General features: G+C 58.0%; 14 protein-coding genes. 5 read left to right on the top strand and 9 right to left on the bottom strand.

Features of this window, described 5'->3' with window-relative positions; all coding sequences use genetic code 11:
* Positions 1-161: 161 nt before the first annotated feature.
* Positions 162-1,178 carry a putative solute-binding protein gene (locus F1529_RS15360; RefSeq protein ID WP_155136053.1) on the bottom strand — a complete coding sequence of 339 codons (1,017 nt, stop codon included), beginning with the start codon at positions 1,176-1,178 and terminating at the stop codon, positions 162-164.
* Positions 1,179-1,238: 60 nt separating this feature from the next.
* On the bottom strand, positions 1,239-2,267 hold the full coding sequence (locus F1529_RS15355; protein ID WP_007151554.1) for a hypothetical protein: 1,029 nt from the start codon (positions 2,265-2,267) through the stop codon (positions 1,239-1,241).
* Between the two features lie 174 nt (positions 2,268-2,441).
* Between F1529_RS15355 and F1529_RS15350 the strand changes: the two genes are divergently transcribed.
* Positions 2,442-3,803 (top strand): AarF/ABC1/UbiB kinase family protein, encoded by a 1,362-nt coding sequence (locus F1529_RS15350; RefSeq protein ID WP_196220416.1) that lies wholly within the window; start codon positions 2,442-2,444, stop codon positions 3,801-3,803.
* 255 nt (positions 3,804-4,058) lie between these two features.
* Here F1529_RS15350 and F1529_RS15345 read toward each other — a convergent pair whose 3' ends face one another.
* From F1529_RS15345 to F1529_RS15315, 7 genes are all read right to left on the bottom strand, one after another.
* Positions 4,059-5,252: a putative solute-binding protein gene (locus F1529_RS15345; protein ID WP_155136050.1), complete on the bottom strand. Its 1,194-nt coding sequence runs from the start codon at positions 5,250-5,252 to the stop codon at positions 4,059-4,061.
* Between the two features lie 159 nt (positions 5,253-5,411).
* Complete coding sequence (locus F1529_RS15340) at positions 5,412-6,458, bottom strand: putative solute-binding protein (protein ID WP_007149097.1); 1,047 nt, start codon at positions 6,456-6,458, stop codon at positions 5,412-5,414.
* 162 nt (positions 6,459-6,620) lie between these two features.
* Entirely contained in the window at positions 6,621-7,790 is a 1,170-nt protein-coding gene (locus F1529_RS15335) for a putative solute-binding protein (RefSeq protein ID WP_007149124.1), read from the bottom strand.
* A gap of 233 nt (positions 7,791-8,023) precedes the next feature.
* Entirely contained in the window at positions 8,024-8,791 is a 768-nt protein-coding gene (locus tag F1529_RS15330; protein WP_007151550.1) for a YciK family oxidoreductase, read from the bottom strand.
* 162 nt (positions 8,792-8,953) lie between these two features.
* The gene (locus tag F1529_RS15325; RefSeq protein ID WP_155136047.1) at positions 8,954-9,634 is read right to left on the bottom strand and encodes an HAD-IA family hydrolase; all 681 of its coding nucleotides are present in this window, start codon (positions 9,632-9,634) and stop codon (positions 8,954-8,956) included.
* A 91-nt stretch (positions 9,635-9,725) separates the two neighbouring features.
* The gene (ubiG, locus tag F1529_RS15320) at positions 9,726-10,457 is read right to left on the bottom strand and encodes a bifunctional 2-polyprenyl-6-hydroxyphenol methylase/3-demethylubiquinol 3-O-methyltransferase UbiG (RefSeq protein WP_370457049.1); all 732 of its coding nucleotides are present in this window, start codon (positions 10,455-10,457) and stop codon (positions 9,726-9,728) included.
* Complete coding sequence (locus tag F1529_RS15315) at positions 10,450-11,781, bottom strand: TRZ/ATZ family hydrolase (RefSeq protein ID WP_155136044.1); 1,332 nt, start codon at positions 11,779-11,781, stop codon at positions 10,450-10,452. Before F1529_RS15315 ends, ubiG begins: the two co-directional genes overlap by 8 nt.
* Positions 11,782-12,162: 381 nt before the next feature.
* Here F1529_RS15315 and gyrA point away from each other — a divergent pair, with 381 nt between their 5' ends.
* The 4 genes from gyrA to hisC all read left to right on the top strand — a co-directional run bounded on the left by gyrA (position 12,163) and on the right by hisC (position 18,720).
* On the top strand, positions 12,163-14,922 hold the full coding sequence (gene gyrA, locus F1529_RS15310; protein ID WP_155136041.1) for a DNA gyrase subunit A: 2,760 nt from the start codon (positions 12,163-12,165) through the stop codon (positions 14,920-14,922).
* Positions 14,923-15,085: 163 nt separating this feature from the next.
* Entirely contained in the window at positions 15,086-16,168 is a 1,083-nt protein-coding gene (serC, locus tag F1529_RS15305; RefSeq protein ID WP_155136037.1) for a 3-phosphoserine/phosphohydroxythreonine transaminase, read from the top strand.
* A gap of 180 nt (positions 16,169-16,348) precedes the next feature.
* Complete coding sequence (gene pheA / locus F1529_RS15300; RefSeq protein WP_155136034.1) at positions 16,349-17,431, top strand: prephenate dehydratase; 1,083 nt, start codon at positions 16,349-16,351, stop codon at positions 17,429-17,431.
* A gap of 182 nt (positions 17,432-17,613) precedes the next feature.
* Positions 17,614-18,720, top strand: coding sequence for a histidinol-phosphate transaminase (gene hisC / locus F1529_RS15295; protein ID WP_155136030.1), 1,107 nt, complete (start codon positions 17,614-17,616; stop codon positions 18,718-18,720).
* Positions 18,721-18,754 lie beyond the last annotated feature (34 nt).

Raw genomic sequence — 18,754 nt, 5'->3', positions numbered from 1 at the left:
CCGAAGAGGTGAGGGCATCAGAGGACTCAACACCTTAACCTTCGCCTTTCTGGAGCAGCGTAAACGTATTGTTTACCTGGTACCCGAAGAGCGGGTAACAGAAACGTTGGTCGTTAGGGAAAAATGGGGCCATCTGGCCCCGTTGGAACATACAGAACTGCTTATTCGACAGGGTTTACGCATTCTGCGCGGGACGCTTCATGCTTGCAGCGTACCTTGCGCAACAGGGACATCATGTCTTTGCTGTAAGTGCCGTCTTTGGTGAGGGCGATGCGCGCTTCACGCAGCATTTCGTCATAACGCAGCTTGTCGGCCTCAGGGATACGAATCCACCACTTCTTGTTCACTTCACTGTTGGCGTTTTCAATCACACGCATGGCGCGGTCAAACTGGCTCAGCATGTATTTACGTGATTGCGCTGCGAAGTCGGCGGGGAATTTGTCTTTCTTCAGAATGACCTGAGCGGTCAGCTGGCCAAGGACGTAATCGATGATGCCGCCGTCCGGCTGCATGCCTTTATACAGTTCCAGAGCGGAGTAGGCTGCAATCGGTGCAAAGCAGATATCCACGGAGCCGTTGTTGAAGCGTCCGGAGAAGTTGGTGATATCTGACATTACCGGGGACATGCCCACGCGGGACGCCATATTCGCCTGTGCGGTATCGTATTCCAGTACCGCGATGGATTTGCCGGACAGTTCGCCGACGGTATCGATGGTGCGATCTTTCACGAACAGGTAGGCCGCGCCCATGGGGGCAACGCCACCCACTTCATAAGGGCCGGAAACCAGTTTTTCATTGATGGCCGGGTTGCCGCTGGCGAGCACGGTGATAACGGTGCGCATGGCGTCATAGCTGGGAATGGCGCCGATGGAGTCCATGCTGCCGGTGTAGCTGTTGAACTGGCGACCACGGATACCTGTCAGGACGGCGGCATCACACTGGCCGGCCTTCAGGTCTTCGGAGGCAATTTTTTCATCGGTGTAGGGCTTGAGCTCAAGATCGATGCCCCAACCCAGGGCGGCGGTCTTGTAGTCCTTCATGATGTTATAGATATCGCCGTTGGCACCGATAATGTCGAATACGCACATGGTGCGTTTTTCGGCGGCCTGGGCGGCAGGGGTGAACGTCAATGCCAGAGCGGCAGTGGCGGCTGCAGTTAACGCTTTAACGTAGCGCATGATTGTCTCCTGGTTACTTCTTACAACTTATTCAAAAGCGGCCCGAAGGCCGCAACAGGCTTATAGCAAATCGTCAATATTAACGGAGGGGCCGGATTGGGCCTGGTCATCCCAGAAGGTGCCAATGCCACCGATGGGGGTACGCTTACCGGTATTTTCAGTCCACTCGCGATCTGAGATGCCCTGAACGATGAAGCCGGCAATGGCATCCAGCATGGCGTAATCCGGGTTCAGGTTCTGGCCGTTGGCGGCGTAGTCGCGGATGGCCTTGCGCAGACGCTCGTCATTGCCTTTGCTGAACGCGCTCATGGCGTAGAGGGCGCTACCCAGACGGATACCGTTGTCGAAACCGGCCTTGGCCGAGGCTTCCAGTTCGGCCCACGCGTCGGCGTTTGGCGGAGCCAGCATCGGCAGCAGGTTCCAGACTGCAGCACGGGTGCCGCGGGGCACGCCCCACCACTTGTCGTTCTCCAGGCACTTCATGTTGCGCTCGACCTTGGCGGCGAGATCGCGGGGAACGCCCACCGCACCATCGGATGCGCCATCATTGAGCAGGGCTTGAACGCCGGAGATGTTGCCGACCATCCATACCAGCTCGTCGAAGTCGGTTTTCAGTTTCGGGCATTCGCCGTCTTTCATATCGCCGTAGGCTTCAACCATGTAGTTGTACGCCTTGTACTGGCGATCAGCGGCAACAGCGGACCAGCGTTTCTGCTCGATGCGGGCATCCTGAGCTTCACTTACCCGTCCATCTTTCACTGAACGCATGTAGCGCAATTCAGCGTCGAGGGCGATTTGTTCGGCACAGGTGGCGGCGGTGGTGAATACCATGGCGCCAAGCTTGCTGGGGTCAGAGCCAACGCGCTCGAAAGACATCAGTAGCGGGGTTTGGGCTTCACCGGTGACACACGCCATGCGTACGTCGTCGTAGGTCATCATGTAGGGCAGCATTTCGGATCGACCGAAGCTGATGAGGACATCGCCGGTGGTTTTGTAGATGACGCCACAGCCTTGCAGAGCCAGGATGGCGCCCCCTACCAAGGCCAGACCGGAATGTCGTAGCATTTTTTTCATGGAAAGAGAACCCATTCGTTAGCTCCTTGTTATTGTTCTCACATAGCGCGGTCAAAGGTACGAAAGTCCGCCAATTGGCACAAGCGGCAATTACAAAAAAGCCTGCAAGCAATTACAAACAATAAATTTGCTATATCATGGATTGTGTTGATCAACCCATGGAATCTACAGGGAAAATACGATTTTATTATGAGTGACCACAGTGGCGTTAAAGACATGCGGGCCTGGCTGGCGGGCGAACGGAGTGGCCTTTCCCTGGCATTGAATACCGCCCGGGGCGGACTGCGTATTCTCGAAACGCTCGGCGTCCTGGGTCGCCAGGGGCTCGGTTGGGCCCTGGGGGATCGCCCGCCAGTGCCGGCTTTGCTGCGTACGACCTTCGAATCCCTGGGCACGACTTACATCAAGCTAGGGCAGTTTATTGCCAGCTCCCCATCGATTTTCCCTGAAGAGTATGTAGAAGAGTTTCAGCGCTGCCTGGACCGTACGCCCCCCCTACCTTTTCATTACATTCGCGAAACCATTGAATCCGAGCTGGGCGCCAGCCTTGAATCGCTCTATCAATTTGTGGATCCCAAACCATTGGCCAGTGCGTCAATTGCGCAGGTTCATGCAGCAAAGATGAAGAACGGCCAGGACGTGGTTATCAAGGTTCAGCGCCCGGGTGTGAAGAATGTGCTGCTGACAGACTTCAATTTTCTCTACTTTGCCGCACGGATTACCGAGCAGCTGGCGCCAGGATTGTCCCGTTCGGCCATTTCCGGGGTCATTGAAGAATTGCAGGCCGGCATGTTGGAAGAGTGTGATTTCATCAAGGAAGCGAACAACCTGAAGGCGTTCAACGTGTTTTTGCGCGATACCGGGAATACCCAGGCGGTGGCGCCGGAGCCGATCATGTCGCACACCACAGGCAAGGTGTTGACCATGGAGCGCTTCTTCGGTGTGCCGCTGACGGACATGAATGTACTTAAAAAGTATACCGACGATCCGGCAGGCACCTTGATCTCCGCCCTTAACACCTGGTTCTCCAGCCTTATGTTGTGTGACTTCTTCCATGCGGATGTGCATGCCGGAAACCTGATGCTGCTGGAAGATGGCCGGGTAGGGTTTATCGATTTTGGTATCGTCGGGCGGATACGCCGTGAAGCCTGGGATGGCATGGCCACCTTTTTTGATGCTATTGGTCGCGGTGATGTGCGGCAGATGGCAGAAGCCATGGCCGTGATTGGCATGACCCGTGAAGAGGTGGATGTTGCAGCGCTGGCCCGGGACATTGAGGGGCTGCAAGGCTCGCTGGGTCAGGTGGACCCGTCTTCACTGGTGCAGGCGGACCGTAACGACAAGGAGGTGAATCGCCTGCTGATGGATATCGTCAAAATTGGTGAGAGCCACGGTATCCGTTTCCCGCGAGAGTTTGCCCTGTTGCTGAAACAGTTCCTCTACTTCGATCGTTATGTGCAGGTGCTGGCGCCGGAAATGGATATGTTCAGCGATAACCGGGTGGACATGTTCGGTGCCGTTGACGAAATGCCGGGTGGCTTTCTGCACTAATAGCAGCAAGCTACGACCTATGAGCCACAAAAAAAACCGTACCTGCGAAGGTACGGTTTTTTTGTTTGGCCTTGATGCGAGTGACGAGTAACGAGTTTCGAAAATCAAGAGATGGCGTTGTCAGCCTGGTGTTACTGCTTCTTGCTCTTCGAAACTCGAAACTCGAAACTCGAAACTCGAAACTCGAAACTCGAAACTCGAAACTCGAAACTCGAAACTCGAAACTCGAAACTCGAAACTCGAAACTCGTAGCTATCATTCCACCGGATTACTACACTCCGCCCGGCTGGCGTCCAGCTTGCAGCGGATCTTGCGTTGCAGGGTCAGCATGCTCGGGTCGTAATATCCCTTCTTGCGCAGTTGCAGGCGGGCCTCCTGCATCATGATTTCATATTCCTGTTTGTCTTCCTCGGGGATCTGGATCATCCAGCGCTCGGGGACCTTGGCCGCTTCGATTTCCAGGCGCTCCATGATCAGGTGATAACTGTTGTAGAACTCTTCGCGCACCAGTTGTGCCACCTCGTTGGGAAACTTGTCCTTGCGGCCGATCAATTGCATGGTGATTTGCGCCAGCGGGTAATCGATGATGCCGCCGTCTGGATCCATGCCTTTGTAGAGTTCCAGTACTTCGTAGGCGACCAATGGCGCGGCCAGGACGTCCACTACACCGTTGTTGAATTTATTGGGTGCAGAAACAATATCGGATGCGACCGGTGTTGCCCCGATCTGCGAGACCATCTCCGCTTGCGTGGGGTCATAGTCGAGCACCGCAACACGCTTTCCTGCTGCATTGGCAAGAGTGTTGATGCTTCTGTCGTTAACGAAGACATACGCGCCGCCAGCCGGAGCCAGGCCGAGAATGACATATTCGCCGCTTGCCATCTTGTCGGCGCTTTTCGGGCTGGCCAGGACCTGCAGAAGAATTTTCATGTGGGCCTTGGTGGGAAGTGCACCAATGGCATCGATGGTACCGGTGTATTTATTGAACTGACGACCGCGTAAGCCGGTAATGAGTGCAGCATCACAAATGCCGGCCTTGAGGTCTTCGGCAACGACGCTTTCGCTGGTGTAGGGCTGCACATCCAGATCCACGCCGTATTGCAGCAGGCGTGTACGCTGGTCTTCTGCCGCCTTGAAAATTGGTCCGGCGCGGCCTGCGATATCCCAGATGCAAATACGTCGTTTGAGCGGTTCGCCCTGGCTGAAGCCCGCCGCTTTCTGCATGGCCTTGATGCGATCATCCAGGCTCCGGTTCTGGTCGAAGGCAATGGCGCGTAACTTTTCTGCCAGCGCGGGGGTTAACTCCACGCCGGGTGCAAAGCTCTCCAGTTCAGCTTGCTGGGCAGGCGTCAGATCAAGCCTGCCATCGCTGAGAGCAAAGGGGCTGCCAATTAGCAGGGAAAGCAGAAAAAGGTGACGAAGAAATCGCACGATAGCCTCCGTGGCCATTATTGTTTGTTGTTGGCATCACGAGCTGGTGTTAGCCGTAATAGCGTTACAGCATTGTGGGCAGGTTAGAGGCGGTGCGTCGCTGGCTGATCAGCCCGCCTGCCCGGCGGTGCCGCCAATCGGGCTGATCAATCTTGCGTGGAATTCGGTGCGCGTTGGTTACTCTGCGCTTTGGCTGCATTCCGGTCGGTCGGCTTCAAGGGTGCAGCGTATCCTTTTCATAATGCTCAACATGGCCGGGTCATAATAGCCACTGCTACGCAGTTTGATGCGTGCGTCCCGCATCATGCTGTTGTAGTCGCGTTTCTCTTCATCCGGGAGAGGGATCCACCAATGTGAAGGAATGCGCCCGGCTTCTTTTTCCAGGGCCGTCTGCACGGACTGGAAACTGTCGGCGGCGACTTCGCGGATCAGACCGGCAAAGGCGGGCGGGAAACGATCCGTGTGTGCAATCAGTTGCGCGGTCAGTTGCACGATGGGGTAATCCACAATCCCGCCTGCGGGCTCCATCCCCTTGTAAAGCTCCAGGGCTTGATAGGCAATCAGCGGAGCAGGCAGCACATCGACACTGCCATTGTTGAACTGGCTGGGAGCCGTGGCCAGGGTGCTGGCAACGGGAGTAGCGCCAATTCGGGTCACCATTTTTGACTGGCCGGGATCAAAATCCAGAACCGCCACTTTTTTTCCCGCCACTTTGCCGAGGGAATTCAGGGCGCGATCATTGACGAAAAGGTACGCGGCTCCCGCAGGCGTGATGGCCAGTGTCTGAAATTTATTGCTGACCATGTTGTCGGCCAGTTGCGGGTGGGCCAGCGTGCGTAGCAGAAGGTTGACGTGTTCCAGTGTTGGCAGTGCGCCCAGTGCATCAATGCTGCCGGTAAAACGATTGAACTGACGGGCGCGAAATCCACTCATCAGGGCGGCATCGCAGTGGCCGTTTTTCAGCGAGGCAACCAGTACGCCTTCATTGGTGAATGCTTCCAGGCTGATATCAACATCATAACGGAGCAAATCCACGCGCAAATTGGTGGCGCCGTTATACACGGGTCCGGAACGACCGGATAAATCCCAGAGGCAGATATGCCTTTTCAGCTTTTCGTTTTCCGCAAGGCCCATGGATTGCCGTGCCTGCTTGAGCTGTGTTTGCTGCTTGTCGGTGAGCGTCAGCGCTGAACCATTGGCCGCAGCAACAAAAAGCAGTGCCATGCATAAGTATCGAAACGTCCCCATGACCGATCCTTTGTCATTAGATGAAACGCTTATAGCATGTTGCCGGGCGGCGAAGTTTTACCGCCTGTATGACAATTGTACGAAGCGCCCTGAAGGGCGCTGCGGGGCTGGAATTCTGTGTAAAGTTGGCCTGAGATGTTACTGGGTGATACTGCACTCGGAACGTGCTGCGTTGAACTTGCAGCGAATTTTTCGCTGCAATGTCAGCATATCGCCACTGTAATAGCCCTGGCCGCGAAGCGCGTCACGGGCGTCCTGCATCATGACTTCGTATTCCTGTTTGTCTTTTTCCGGGATGTTAATCATCCAGCGGTCAGGTACCCGTTTGGTTTCCTGTTCAATGCGGCTCATTACCATGGGGTAGGCTTCAAACGAGGCTTCACGAATCAGCTGCGCCACTTCATTGGGGAACTTGTCCAGCCTGCCGATTAGCTGCATGGAAAGTTGCGTTAGCGGGTAATCGACAATGCCACCATCGGGGCTCATGCCTTTATAAAGCTCCAGAATTTCGTAGGCAACGAGGGGGGCCGGGAGGATATCAATCTGACCGTTGTTGAATTTGTTCGGAGCGGAAACGATATCGGTGGTGACCGGGGTGGCACCGATGGCGGCCACCATTTCTGCCTGGGTCTGATCATAATCGAGCACGGCCACACGGTGGCCGGCGGCCTTCGCCAGTGAGCTGATGCTGCGGTCGTTAACAAAAATGTGGGCCGCACCGGCTGGGTAAATGCCCATTACCACGTAGTCACCTTGCACCATATGGCCGGCTTGTTTCGGATGAGAGAGCACCTGCAACAGGGTTTGCATATGCTGGTCGTCAGGCACGGCGCCAATGGCGTCCACGCTGCCGCTGTAAAGGTTGAACTGACGTGCCCGCAGGCCGCTCATTAATGCCGCATCACAGCGGCCAGCCTTGAACTCCTCCACCATCACGGTTTCGTTGGTATAGGGCACCATGTCCAGGTTGATGCCGTATTCCACGGCCAATGCCCGCTGCTCCATGGCGGCATTGAAAACCGGCCCATTGCGTCCGCCAATATCCCAAATGCAGATGGTGCGTTTAAGGGTGCTGCCGGCAGGCATTTGATCGAGACCAACCATCTGGCTGATGGCCTTGAGGCGACTGCGCACCGGCATGTCCCGGGTATAAAAGACGTCTTCGAGTTTTTCGATGGTGCTGTCGCTCAATGTCACGCCGGGCAGCAGGGTCTTGAGTTGGTCTTTCTGGGCCTGTGTCAGTGTGGCGGCACTGAGTGAAGAGCACAGCAGGCTGACAAGAAAGAAAAGCGTGATAGCGGTGCGCATGGCGGTCTCCCTGACGCGGCATTTTTTTTATGAACGTTATAAGTAGCATGCTGTTGCAGGATAAGGGAGGACTTTTGCGCAGGGGGTGGCCGCGTTACGGCAAGCAGCGGCGAAACGGTCAAGGGGCAGGCTGGGGATACTGACGGGAAGGGGGAAAAGGAAAAGGAAAGGCAAAGCGAGTGGCGAGTTTCGAAAATCTTGATCTTCGCTCCTCGTCACTCGCTTCTCGCGACTTACTTGGGCTGCGCGTCGATGGACTCCCCGTTGACCTCGCGGCTGGCCGGGCCCAGCAGGTACAGGTAAGGAGCCATGATGTCCGCCGGGGTCTTCAGTGTCTGCGGGTCTTCGCCGGGATAGGCAAGGGCACGCATATCCGTGCGGGTGCCGCCGGGGTTGAGAGTGTTGACGCGAATATTGCTGGTATTTTCCAGTTCTTCGGCCAGGACCTGGGCCAGATTTTCGGTGGCCGCTTTGGAAACCGCATAGGCCCCCCAGAATGCCCGGCCCTTGCGGCCCACGCTGGAGGATGTGAACAGCAAGCGGGCATCGTCGCTGGCGCGCAGCAGAGGCAGCATGGCCTGGGTCAGGTAGAAAGCGCTGTTCACATTGGTCTGCATGACGGACTCCCAGGTGCCGGCACCATAGCGGTCCATGGGGGTGATATCACCGAGCATGGAAGCGTTGTGAAGGATGCCGTCCAGGCGGCCGAACTCCTTGTCGAACAGACCAGCCAGTTCCTGGAAATCTTCCGGGCGGGCGACCGTCAGGTTGACCGGTGCCAGGGCGGGTTCCGGCCCGCCAGCGGCCTTGATTTCATCGTAAACCGCTTCCAGTTTTTCCTGGGTACGCCCCAGCAGGATGACTGTGGCGCCATGGGCGGCCAGTGTGAGTGCAGCGGTGCGGCCGATGCCGGCACCGGCGCCAGTGACAAGAATAATGCGGTCTTTGAACGTGTCTTGGGCGCATTGATAGTTGAGGGCGTTTTGCTGGATGTCGGTCATGGTGATTCCTGTGTTTCTTGTGCTGCAGGCGTGATGCCCGGCGCCGAATGCTTTAATCGTAGGGCGGAAATCCGCGCGAGTCACATGTGTGGCACATAAGCCTGGCCGTTGTGACGTTGGCTGATGGCGGAGGCGAATAATTGGCCTACTTCCGCCCTACGGTTAGTGTGCTTTTTGCTCGTAGAGTTTCTGTAAAAGTGGCAACAGTTCGCTGCCTTGTTCCAGATAATAGTTGGCTTGCCAGCCGCGCGGATCGTCGTCCGCGTCGATGTAGCCGAAGGCGGCCACGGCGGTTTCCATGCCCGCGTTCTGGCCGGCCTGAATGTCCCGCAGGTGGTCGCCGACGTACAGGCAGTTGGCCGGGCTGACGTTGTCATCATGGGCCGCGATCAGCAGGCCTTCCGGATCCGGCTTGCGCTGCTTGACGTGGTCCGGACAGATGACGGGCCCCACCCGTTGGTGGAGGTTGAGCCCTTCCAGTACCGGGCCGGTAAAGCGGGCGGGCTTGTTGGTGACGATGCCCCAGGGCAGCTGCTGGGTGTCGAGCCAGTCGAGTACTTCGGCCAGGCCGGGAAACAGCACGGTATCCACGGCCAGGTGTTGCTCATAGGCATTGAGCAGTTCCTCCAGCAGAGGCGCAAAGCTGGCATCGTCCGGCCCGACACCAAAACCCAGCTCGGTGAGTGCGCGGGCGCCGTTGGAGACGTTGGCGCGTACGGCAGAGTAGCTCACTGTCGGGCGGCCGTGCTTTTCAAGCAGGCTATTGAGTACCGTATAAAAATCCGGAGCGGTATCGATCAGGGTACCGTCCAGATCGAAATAAACGGCTTCAAGGCGTTCCATATAGTTCTCCGCTTGCACGCATCACGCTGGACGCAACACGCAAAAAAGCGTGTAAACGAGAAGCGTGATGCGTGTCGGCATGACGCCGAATTTATTCGCCTTTCACTGCATGCATCAGATAGTTCACGGATACATCCCGGTTCAGCTTGTACACCTGCGTTAGCGGGTTGTAGACCATGCCGGCGGTGTCTTTGACTTCCAGCCCGGTATCGCGGGCCCAGCCGGCCAATTCCGACGGTTTGATCAGTTTGGCGTATTCGTGGGTGCCACGGGGCAGCAGGCGCAGCACATATTCCGCCCCGACAATGGCAAACATGAAAGCCTTCGGGTTGCGATTGATGGTGCTGAAGAACACCTGTCCGCCGGGTTTGACCAGGGTGGCGCAGGCACGGATGACCGAGGAGGGGTCCGGCACGTGTTCCAGCATTTCCAGGCAGGTGACCACGTCGTACTGGCCGGCGCGCTGTTCGGCGATCTGTTCTGCCGGGGTTTGCAGGTATTCCACGGCCACGCCGGCCTGTTCCGCATGAATACGGGCCACAGCCAGTGGCGCTTCGCCCATGTCGATGCCGGTCACCTCGGCGCCACGGCGGGCCATGCCTTCGGAAAGCAGGCCGCCGCCACAGCCGATGTCGATGACCTTCTTGCCCGGCAGGCTGACGCGTTCGTCGATATAGTTCAGGCGCAGGGGGTTGATGTCGTGGAGCGGGCGGAACTGGGAATTCGGGTCCCACCATTGCTCGGCCAGGGCGTTGAACTTGGCGATTTCACCCGCGTCTACGTTCTGCTTGGAGGAGTGAGTCTGGGCTTGTTGTTCAGTCACGGTCGGCTCCGGCAATTTTTTCTTGCCACTGCTGGGCATTGTTGAGGATCAAGGCTTCATTGAGCGTGGTCAGCTGACGGTTGTCCATCAGGCAGCGCCCGCCGACCCAGGTATGGGTGATCTGGTCGCGGGTGGCGGCGTAAATCAGCTGGGCCACCGGGTCATAGACCGGCTGGGTTTCCAGTCGGTTCAGATCCACGGCCACCATGTCGGCCTGTTTGCCGATTTCCAGGGAACCGATCTCGTCGTCACGGCCTAGTGCCTTGGCGCCATTCAGCGTGGCCATTCTCAGTGTTTCCATGGCGGGCAGGGCATCAGCCTGCAGGCTCACGCCCTTGGTCAGGAAGGCCGCGGTGCGGGCTTCGCCGAGCATGTCCAGGTCGTTATTGCTGGCGGCGCCGTCGGTGCCCAGTGCCACGTTGATGTTGGCCTTGCGCAGTTTTTCCACGGGGGCAAAGCCGCTGGCCAGCTTCAGGTTGGATTCCGGGCAGTGCACTACGTGGGTGCCGGTCTCGGCCACCAGCGCGATTTCGTCGTCGGTGAGCTGGGTCATGTGCACGGCCAGCAGGCGTGGCGACAGCAGGCCGAGGTTGTGCAAGCGGGTGAGCGGGCGCTCGCCGGTGTTGCCCACGGCCATCTGGATTTCGCCGGCGGTTTCATGCACATGCATCATTACGGGCACATCCAGCTCTTCGGCCAGGGTGATCACCTTTTGCAGCGGTGCATCGGAGACGGTGTAGGGGGCGTGGGGGCCAAACCCGATCTGAATGCGTGGTTCATGCTGCCATTCGTCCATGGCGTCCGTGGCCAGGCGCAGATAATCCTCCGGGCCGGCCCCCATGGGGGTGGGGAAATCCAGCAAAGGGCAGAACAGGCTGGCGCGCAGGCCGGCTTCCACGGTGGCCCGGGCCGCATGGGCGGGGAAGAAATACATGTCGGCAAAGCAGGTGGTGCCGGAGCGGATCATTTCCGCCGCCGCCAACCGGGTGCCGTCGTATACGAAGGCTTCACTGATAAAGCGCCCTTCGGCGGGCCAGATATGCTTTTCCAGCCAGGTCATCAGGGGCAAATCGTCGGCGATGCCGCGCAGCAGGTTCATGGCCGCGTGGGTGTGCGCATTGACCAGGCCGGGGATCAGCAGGTGGCCACCCAGATGCTGCTGGTCCTCGCTCTGCCATTTTTCGTTGGCCAGGGCTGTGGGCAGCAAGTCGGCTATGCGGCCGTCCTTGACCACCAGGGCATGGTTTTCCAGTACCGTGCCCTGCGGGTCGACGGGGGCGATCCAGCGGGCGTGGACGATCAGGTCGGCCTGATTGTCGCTCATGCATAACTCCTTGATGGAACAGGGGGCTGTGGCCCCGAATTATGCGCCGCAGTATAGCCTGTCACGGCGCGTTTTGCCTTTGCTCTATGGTGAGAAAGTGCTCTCGCACTGGCGAAGAAAAGCCATCTTGCGAGGATCGACGCGAGTATGGCGCCGATACCGTCCAGCTGTGCTATCATCCGGGGCTTTTCCGGGCTTTATGAGCCGGAATTCGCGACGGTAGTGGAGCCGGGTAGGGCGTCTGCCCCCTGAAATTCCACTGCCTATAAGAACAGACTGCACGGGCGGCCATGGGCATCCCGTGAAATCGGCCCCGAAAATGGGCCGGCTTGGGGAAGCCGCAGGGGCTTTCCCAACACCTTGTGGATAGTAAGGATCGCTATGACGGATCTCGCCAGAGAAGTTACCCCGGTCAACATCGAAGACGAACTCAAGCAGTCATACCTGGATTACGCCATGAGCGTAATCGTCGGGCGGGCGTTGCCGGACGTGCGCGATGGCCTCAAGCCGGTGCACCGCCGTGTGCTGTTTGCCATGCACGAGTTGAGCAACGACTGGAACAAGGCCTACAAGAAATCGGCCCGTGTGGTCGGTGACGTGATTGGTAAATACCACCCCCACGGTGATTCCGCGGTGTATGACACCATCGTGCGGATGGCGCAGCCTTTTTCCCTGCGCTACATGCTGGTGGATGGTCAGGGTAACTTTGGTTCCATCGATGGGGACTCCGCCGCTGCCATGCGTTACACCGAAGTGCGCATGGCCAAGATTGCCCACGAGCTGCTGGCCGATCTGGACAAGGAAACCGTGGATTTCGTCGATAACTACGACGGCACGGAAAAGATTCCCGATGTGATGCCCACCCGGGTGCCCAACCTGCTGGTGAACGGGTCTTCCGGTATCGCCGTGGGCATGGCCACCAATATTCCGCCCCATAACCTGGGCGAAGTGGTAGATGGCTGTCTGGCGTTGATCGACGACGACAGCCTGACCCCGGACGACCTGATGGAATACATCAAGGGCCCGGATTTCCCCACCGCCGGCATCATTAATGGCCGCGCCGGTATTGTGCAGGCCTACCGTACTGGCCGTGGCCGTGTGTACATGCGCGCCCGCGCCGAAATCGAAGCCACCGACAAGAGCGGTAAAGAAGCCATCATCGTCACCGAGATCCCCTATCAGGTGAACAAGGCGCGGTTGATTGAGAAGATCGCCGAGCTGGTGAAAGACAAGAAAATTGAAGGCATCACCGAGCTGCGCGACGAATCGGATAAAGAAGGGATGCGCGTGGTGATTGAGCTGCGCCGTGGCGAAAATGCCGAGGTGGTGCTCAATAACCTGTACCAGCAGACCCAGATGGAATCGGTGTTCGGTATCAATACCGTGGCACTGGTAGATGGTCAGCCGAAGATCCTCAACCTGCGCGAGCTGCTGGATGCCTTTATCCGTCACCGCCGGGAAGTGGTGACACGCCGCACCGTGTTCGAACTGCGCAAGGCCCGTGAAAAGGCCCACCTGCTGGAAGGCCTGGCGGTTGCCCTGAGCAACATCGATCCGGTTATCGAGCTGATCAAAGCCTCCCCCAGTGGCGCCGAAGCGAAGGCCAAGCTGTTGGACAAGGGCTGGAAGCCCGGCGATGTACTGCAGATGCTGGAGCGTGCCGGTGGTGAAAACGCGGCTCGCCCGGATGGCCTGGATGAACAATATGGCCTGGTGGATGGCCTTTATCACCTGAGTCCGGAACAGGCCCAGGCGATTCTGGACCTGCGTTTGCAGAAGCTGACCGGCCTGGAACGGGAAAAGCTGATCAATGACTATCAGGAACTGTTGGAGCAGATCGCTGAATTGCTGAAGATCCTCGGTAACCCCGAGCGCCTGATGGAAGTGATTCGCGAAGAACTGCAGGCGGTACGTGAAGAATACGCCGACGAGCGTCGTTCCGAGATCGTAGCGTCCCGTCAGGACTTCAGCATGGAAGACCTGATCGCCGAAGAAACCGTGGTGGTGACCCTGTCCAACGGTGGTTACGCCAAGATGCAGCCCATCGACACCTATCGCGCCCAGAAGCGTGGTGGTCGCGGCAAATCCGCCGGGCAGCTGAAAGACGAAGATTATGTGGAACACCTGCTGGTAGCCGGTACCCACGACACCCTGTTGCTGTTTACCGATGCGGGCAAGGTGTTCTGGCTGCGTACCTTTGAGCTGCCCCAGGGTGGCCGGGCATCGCGCGGCAAACCGATTGTGAATTTGTTGCCGGCACTGGGCAATGAAGAGCGCATTACTGCCATTCTGCGTCTGGACGCGGAAATGGTGCGCCAGCAGAAAGCCGGTGGCGAAGAAGAAGAGATTGTTGATGCGGATGACGTGATCGACGCGGTTGACGATGAAGCCGATAGTGAAGTGGAAGGCGATGTGGAAGCGGTGGCCGAAACGGTCCCCGGGCCCTTTATCTTCATGGCCACCTCCAGCGGTATCGTCAAGCGGACCGCCCTGGCCAACTTCGCCCGTCCGCGCAGCTCCGGCCTGATTGCGGTGAAACTGCAGGAAGGCGAGCATCTGGTGAACGTGGCGATTACCCAGGGCCACGAAGACATCATGCTGGTGGCGCGCAACGGCAAGGCTGTGCGTTTCCATCAGTCCAAGGTGCGTGTGATGAGCCGTCTGGCCCGTGGTGTCCGTGGCATCAAACTGGCCGAGGGCGTAGATCTGATTTCCCTGATCGTGCCGGAAGAAAATGGCCAGATCCTCACCGCCTCCGAACACGGTTACGGCAAGCGTACTCCGCTCACCGATTACCCCACCAAGGGGCGTGGTGGCCAGGGCGTGATTGCCATGGTGATCAACGAACGAAATGGTGAGCTGGTCGGCGCCACCCAGGTGTTCGGCGAAGAAGACATCATGCTGATTTCCAACCAGGGCACCCTGGTGCGTACCGGTGTAAATCAGGTGAGTACGTCTGGCCGTAACACCCAGGGTGTTCGCTTGATTCGCCTGGCCGATGGCGAAGCCCTGTGTGGCCTGGCCACGATTCCCGAGCTGGAAGGTGTCGAGGAAGAGGAAGGTGAAGACGGCGAGGTGATCGAAGGGGAAGCGTCCCCGGAAGCACCGGAATCCGACACCAGCGACGACGCTGAGGAATAACCTGTAGGAGCGTCGCTCGCGGCGCGATTTACTTGCGATCAAGAATGATCGCGCCGCGAGCGACACTCCTACAGCGGCTTCGCATGAACTTTTGAGCAACAACCCGAGCCCGGTGTTACCGGGCTTCTTTGATTAACCGGATTCGTTTAAACGGAGAAAATGCATGTCCCGCGCCTATAACTTCTGCGCAGGCCCGGCGGCGTTGCCGCAGGCGGTACTCGAACAGGCCCAGCAAGAAATGCTGGATTATCGGGGGCTGGGTCTTTCCATCATGGAAATGAGCCACCGCGATAACGTCTTTGTGGAGATTGCCGAGCAGGCCGAGAAAGACCTGCGTGACCTGATGGGCATCAGCGATGATTATGCGGTGTTGTTTCTGCAGGGCGGGGCATCCAGCCAGTTCGCCATGGTGCCCATGAATCTGTTGGGTGAAGGGCAAACGGCGGATTACATCAACACCGGGCAGTGGTCCAAAAAAGCCATCAAGGAAGCGGGTCGTTACGGCAAGATCAATGTGGCGGCCAGCAGTGAAGACACCAACTTCAGTACTGTGCCGCCGCAGGACAGCTGGAACCTGTCTGATAACCCGGCCTATGTGCATTACTGCCCCAATGAAACCATCGGTGGTCTGGAATACAGCTTTGTGCCGGCGGTGGGCGACACTCCGCTGGTGGCGGACATGAGCTCTACCATCCTGTCCCGGCCAGTGGATGTGAACCAGTACGGGCTGATTTATGCCGGTGCCCAGAAGAATATCGGCCCGGCCGGCCTGACTCTGGTTATCGTTCGCAAGGATCTGCTCGGCAAAGCCGCAAGCAGCGTTCCAGCCATGCTTAATTACCAGATCCATGCTGACAACGGCAGCATGTACAACACCCCGCCCACCTATGCCTGGTACCTGTCCGGCCTGGTGTTCTCCTGGCTGAAAAAGCAGGGCGGCGTGGGCAACATGGGTGAAATAAACCAGCGCAAGGCGGAAAAGCTGTATGGTTTTATTGATAACAGTGGCCTGTACAGCAACCCGGTAGAGGTGATCAGCCGCAGCCGCATGAATGTGCCTTTTGTGCTGGCTGATGACCGTCTCGACAAGCGGTTCCTGGATCAGGCTCAGGCCGCTGGCCTGTTGAATCTCAAAGGTCATCGCAGCGTGGGCGGTATGCGCGCCAGTATTTATAACGCGGTGCCGGAAGCGGCAGTGGATGCGCTGATTGCCTTTATGGCAGAGTTTGAGAAAAGAAACGCCTAGACGCCTCACGCACCATGCACCACGCCATGCTTGGCAGGGTTGCAGTAACGGGAAGCGCAGTGAATTGTTTGAAAAGGTGGGCAGGACAATGAATTTGAACGGTTGGCGCCAGATCGTAACCAACGCTCCCACGCTTGTTCGCGTGTTGCGTGAAGCGTGCAGCGTGCTTGCGAGGGCAATATGACCGATTCCCTGGACAACTTGCGTCACCAGATCGATGAGCTGGATCTGCAACTTCAGAATCTGCTTAACGAACGTGCGACCCTGGCCCATAAAGTGGCTGAGGTAAAAACGGCCACCGACCCCAACCCGGTTTTCTACCGGCCTGAGCGTGAAGCCCAGGTGCTGCGCCGGGTGAAAGAGCGTAATCAGGGGCCGCTGGATGGGGAGACCATGGCGCGCTTTTTCCGTGAAGTCATGAGCGCCTGCCTGGCACTGGAACAGCGCATGAAGGTGGCGTTTCTGGGGCCGGAAGGCACCTTTACCCAGCAGGCTGCTCTCAAGCATTTTGGCCATGCAGTGGAAAGCCTGCCGCTGGGTGCCATCGATGAAGTGTTCCGCGAAGTGGAATCCGGTGCCGCCAACTACGGTGTGGTGCCAGTAGAAAACTCCACTGAAGGGGTGGTGAATCACACCCTGGACACCTTTATGACCTCCAGTCTGAAAATCTGTGGGGAAGTGGAGCTGCGCATTCACCATCACCTGCTGGCCGGTGAGCATACCCGCCAGGACAAGGTGACCCGGGTGTATTCCCATCAGCAGACGCTGGCCCAGTGTCGCCAGTGGCTGGACGCCCACATGCCCGGCGTGGAGCGGATCGCGGTCAGCTCCAATGCCGAAGCGGCACGTCGCTTGAAAGATGAGTGGAATGCGCTGGCCATTGCCGGGGAAATGGCGGAAGAGTTGTATGGCCTCACTGCCGTACAGCGCAACATTGAAGATCGCCCGGACAACACCACCCGCTTTATTATCATCGGTCGCCAGGACACGCCGGCTTCCGGCTGCGACAAGACCAGCCTGATGATCAGTGGCAAAAACCGCCCGGGGTTGTTGTACGAAGTGCTGTCCCCTTTCCGGGACGAAGGCATCAACCTGACCCGCCTGGAATCCCGCCCCTCGCGCACCGCCAACTGGAGCTATGTGTTCTTCGTGGACTGCGAAGGCCACAAGGAAGACGCGACCTTGCAAGCGGTGCTGGACAAGCTGGAAGCGGCAGGCAACACCATCAAGCTGCTGGGTTCCTACCCGAAAGCGGTGCTTTAAGGGAGTGCTTGCACGCATCACGCTCCATGCCGCACGCCATGTTTGATGTGCCGGAGTGGGCGGATCGGCGTAAGGTTTTCTGGTAAGTGAAAGACTAGGTTGCTGGTTGCGGCGGTTCGCAAGCACTCGGTTTCAAGCGTGTTGCGTGCCGCGTGCCAGCCTGAAGCATTCGCGGAGCGAATATGGACTACATCAAACTCGCCAACAACGGTATCCAGCAGCTCAAGCCCTACGAGCCGGGCAAGCCCATCGAGGAGCTGGAGCGTGAGCTGGGCGTCACCGATATCGTCAAGCTGGCCAGTAACGAGAATCCGTTGGGGGCCAGCCACAAGGCTCTTCATGCCCTCAAGCATCTTCACGAGCTGCATTTGTATCCGGATGGCGCCACGTTTTCCCTGAAAGCTGCGCTCTCGGAAAAACTGGGTGTGCAGAGCACGCAGCTGACGCTGGGTAACGGTTCCAACGATGTGCTGGATCTGGTTGCCCGGGCCTACCTGCAGGAAGGCGACGAAGCGATTTTCTCCGAATACGCTTTTGCGGTGTACCCGATTGTGACCCTGGCTTGTAACGCCACGCCGGTGCAGGTGCCGTCCAATTTGTTCGGCCACGATTTGGCGGCCATGGCCGAGGCCGTGACCGACCGCACTCGGGTGATTTTTGTTGCCAACCCGAACAACCCCACCGGCACCTGGTTTAATGCCCATGCCCTGGATGAATTCCTGTCACGGATTCCCGAGCGGGTGGTTGTGGTGCTGGATGAGGCCTACGTGGAGTATGTGGAAGAAAGCCACTATCCGAATGGTATAGAGCGGCTGGGCAAGTACCCGAACCTGATCGTGACCCGCACTTTCTCCAAGATCTATGGTCTCGCCGGGCTGCGGGTGGGGTATGGCATCTCCAGCCCGCAGATCGCCGATGTGCTGAATCGCGTGCGCCAGCCGTTCAATGTGAATACGCCGGCCCAGGTGGCGGCGGAAGCGGCCCTGCAGGATGACGATCACATCGAAAATTCCCGCAGTGAGAACACCTCGGGTCTGGTGCAGATCGCCGAAGGCCTGCAGACGTTGCATCTTGAGCAGATCCCTTCCGTAGCCAATTTCATTGCCTTCGATTGTGGCCGTGACGCCATGCCGGTCTATGAAGGCTTGTTGAAGCAGGGGGTGATCGTGCGTCCGCTGGGTGGCTACGGCATGCCCAACCATTTGCGCGTCACCGTGGGCACCAGCCGCGAAAATGAACGCTTTCTGGATGCCCTCAAGCATGTGCTGAAGGATTTGGCGAATGGGTAACGTCAAGCCGTTGGTGTCTCCCCCTGTAGGAGCG

This window comes from Alcanivorax sp. VBW004, assembly GCF_009718865.1.
In the GTDB taxonomy this organism is placed as follows: Bacteria; Pseudomonadota; Gammaproteobacteria; order Pseudomonadales; family Alcanivoracaceae; genus Alcanivorax.
The sequence above is the reverse complement of the archived record's forward strand: the minus strand, read 5'-3'. Positions and strand labels throughout refer to the sequence as shown.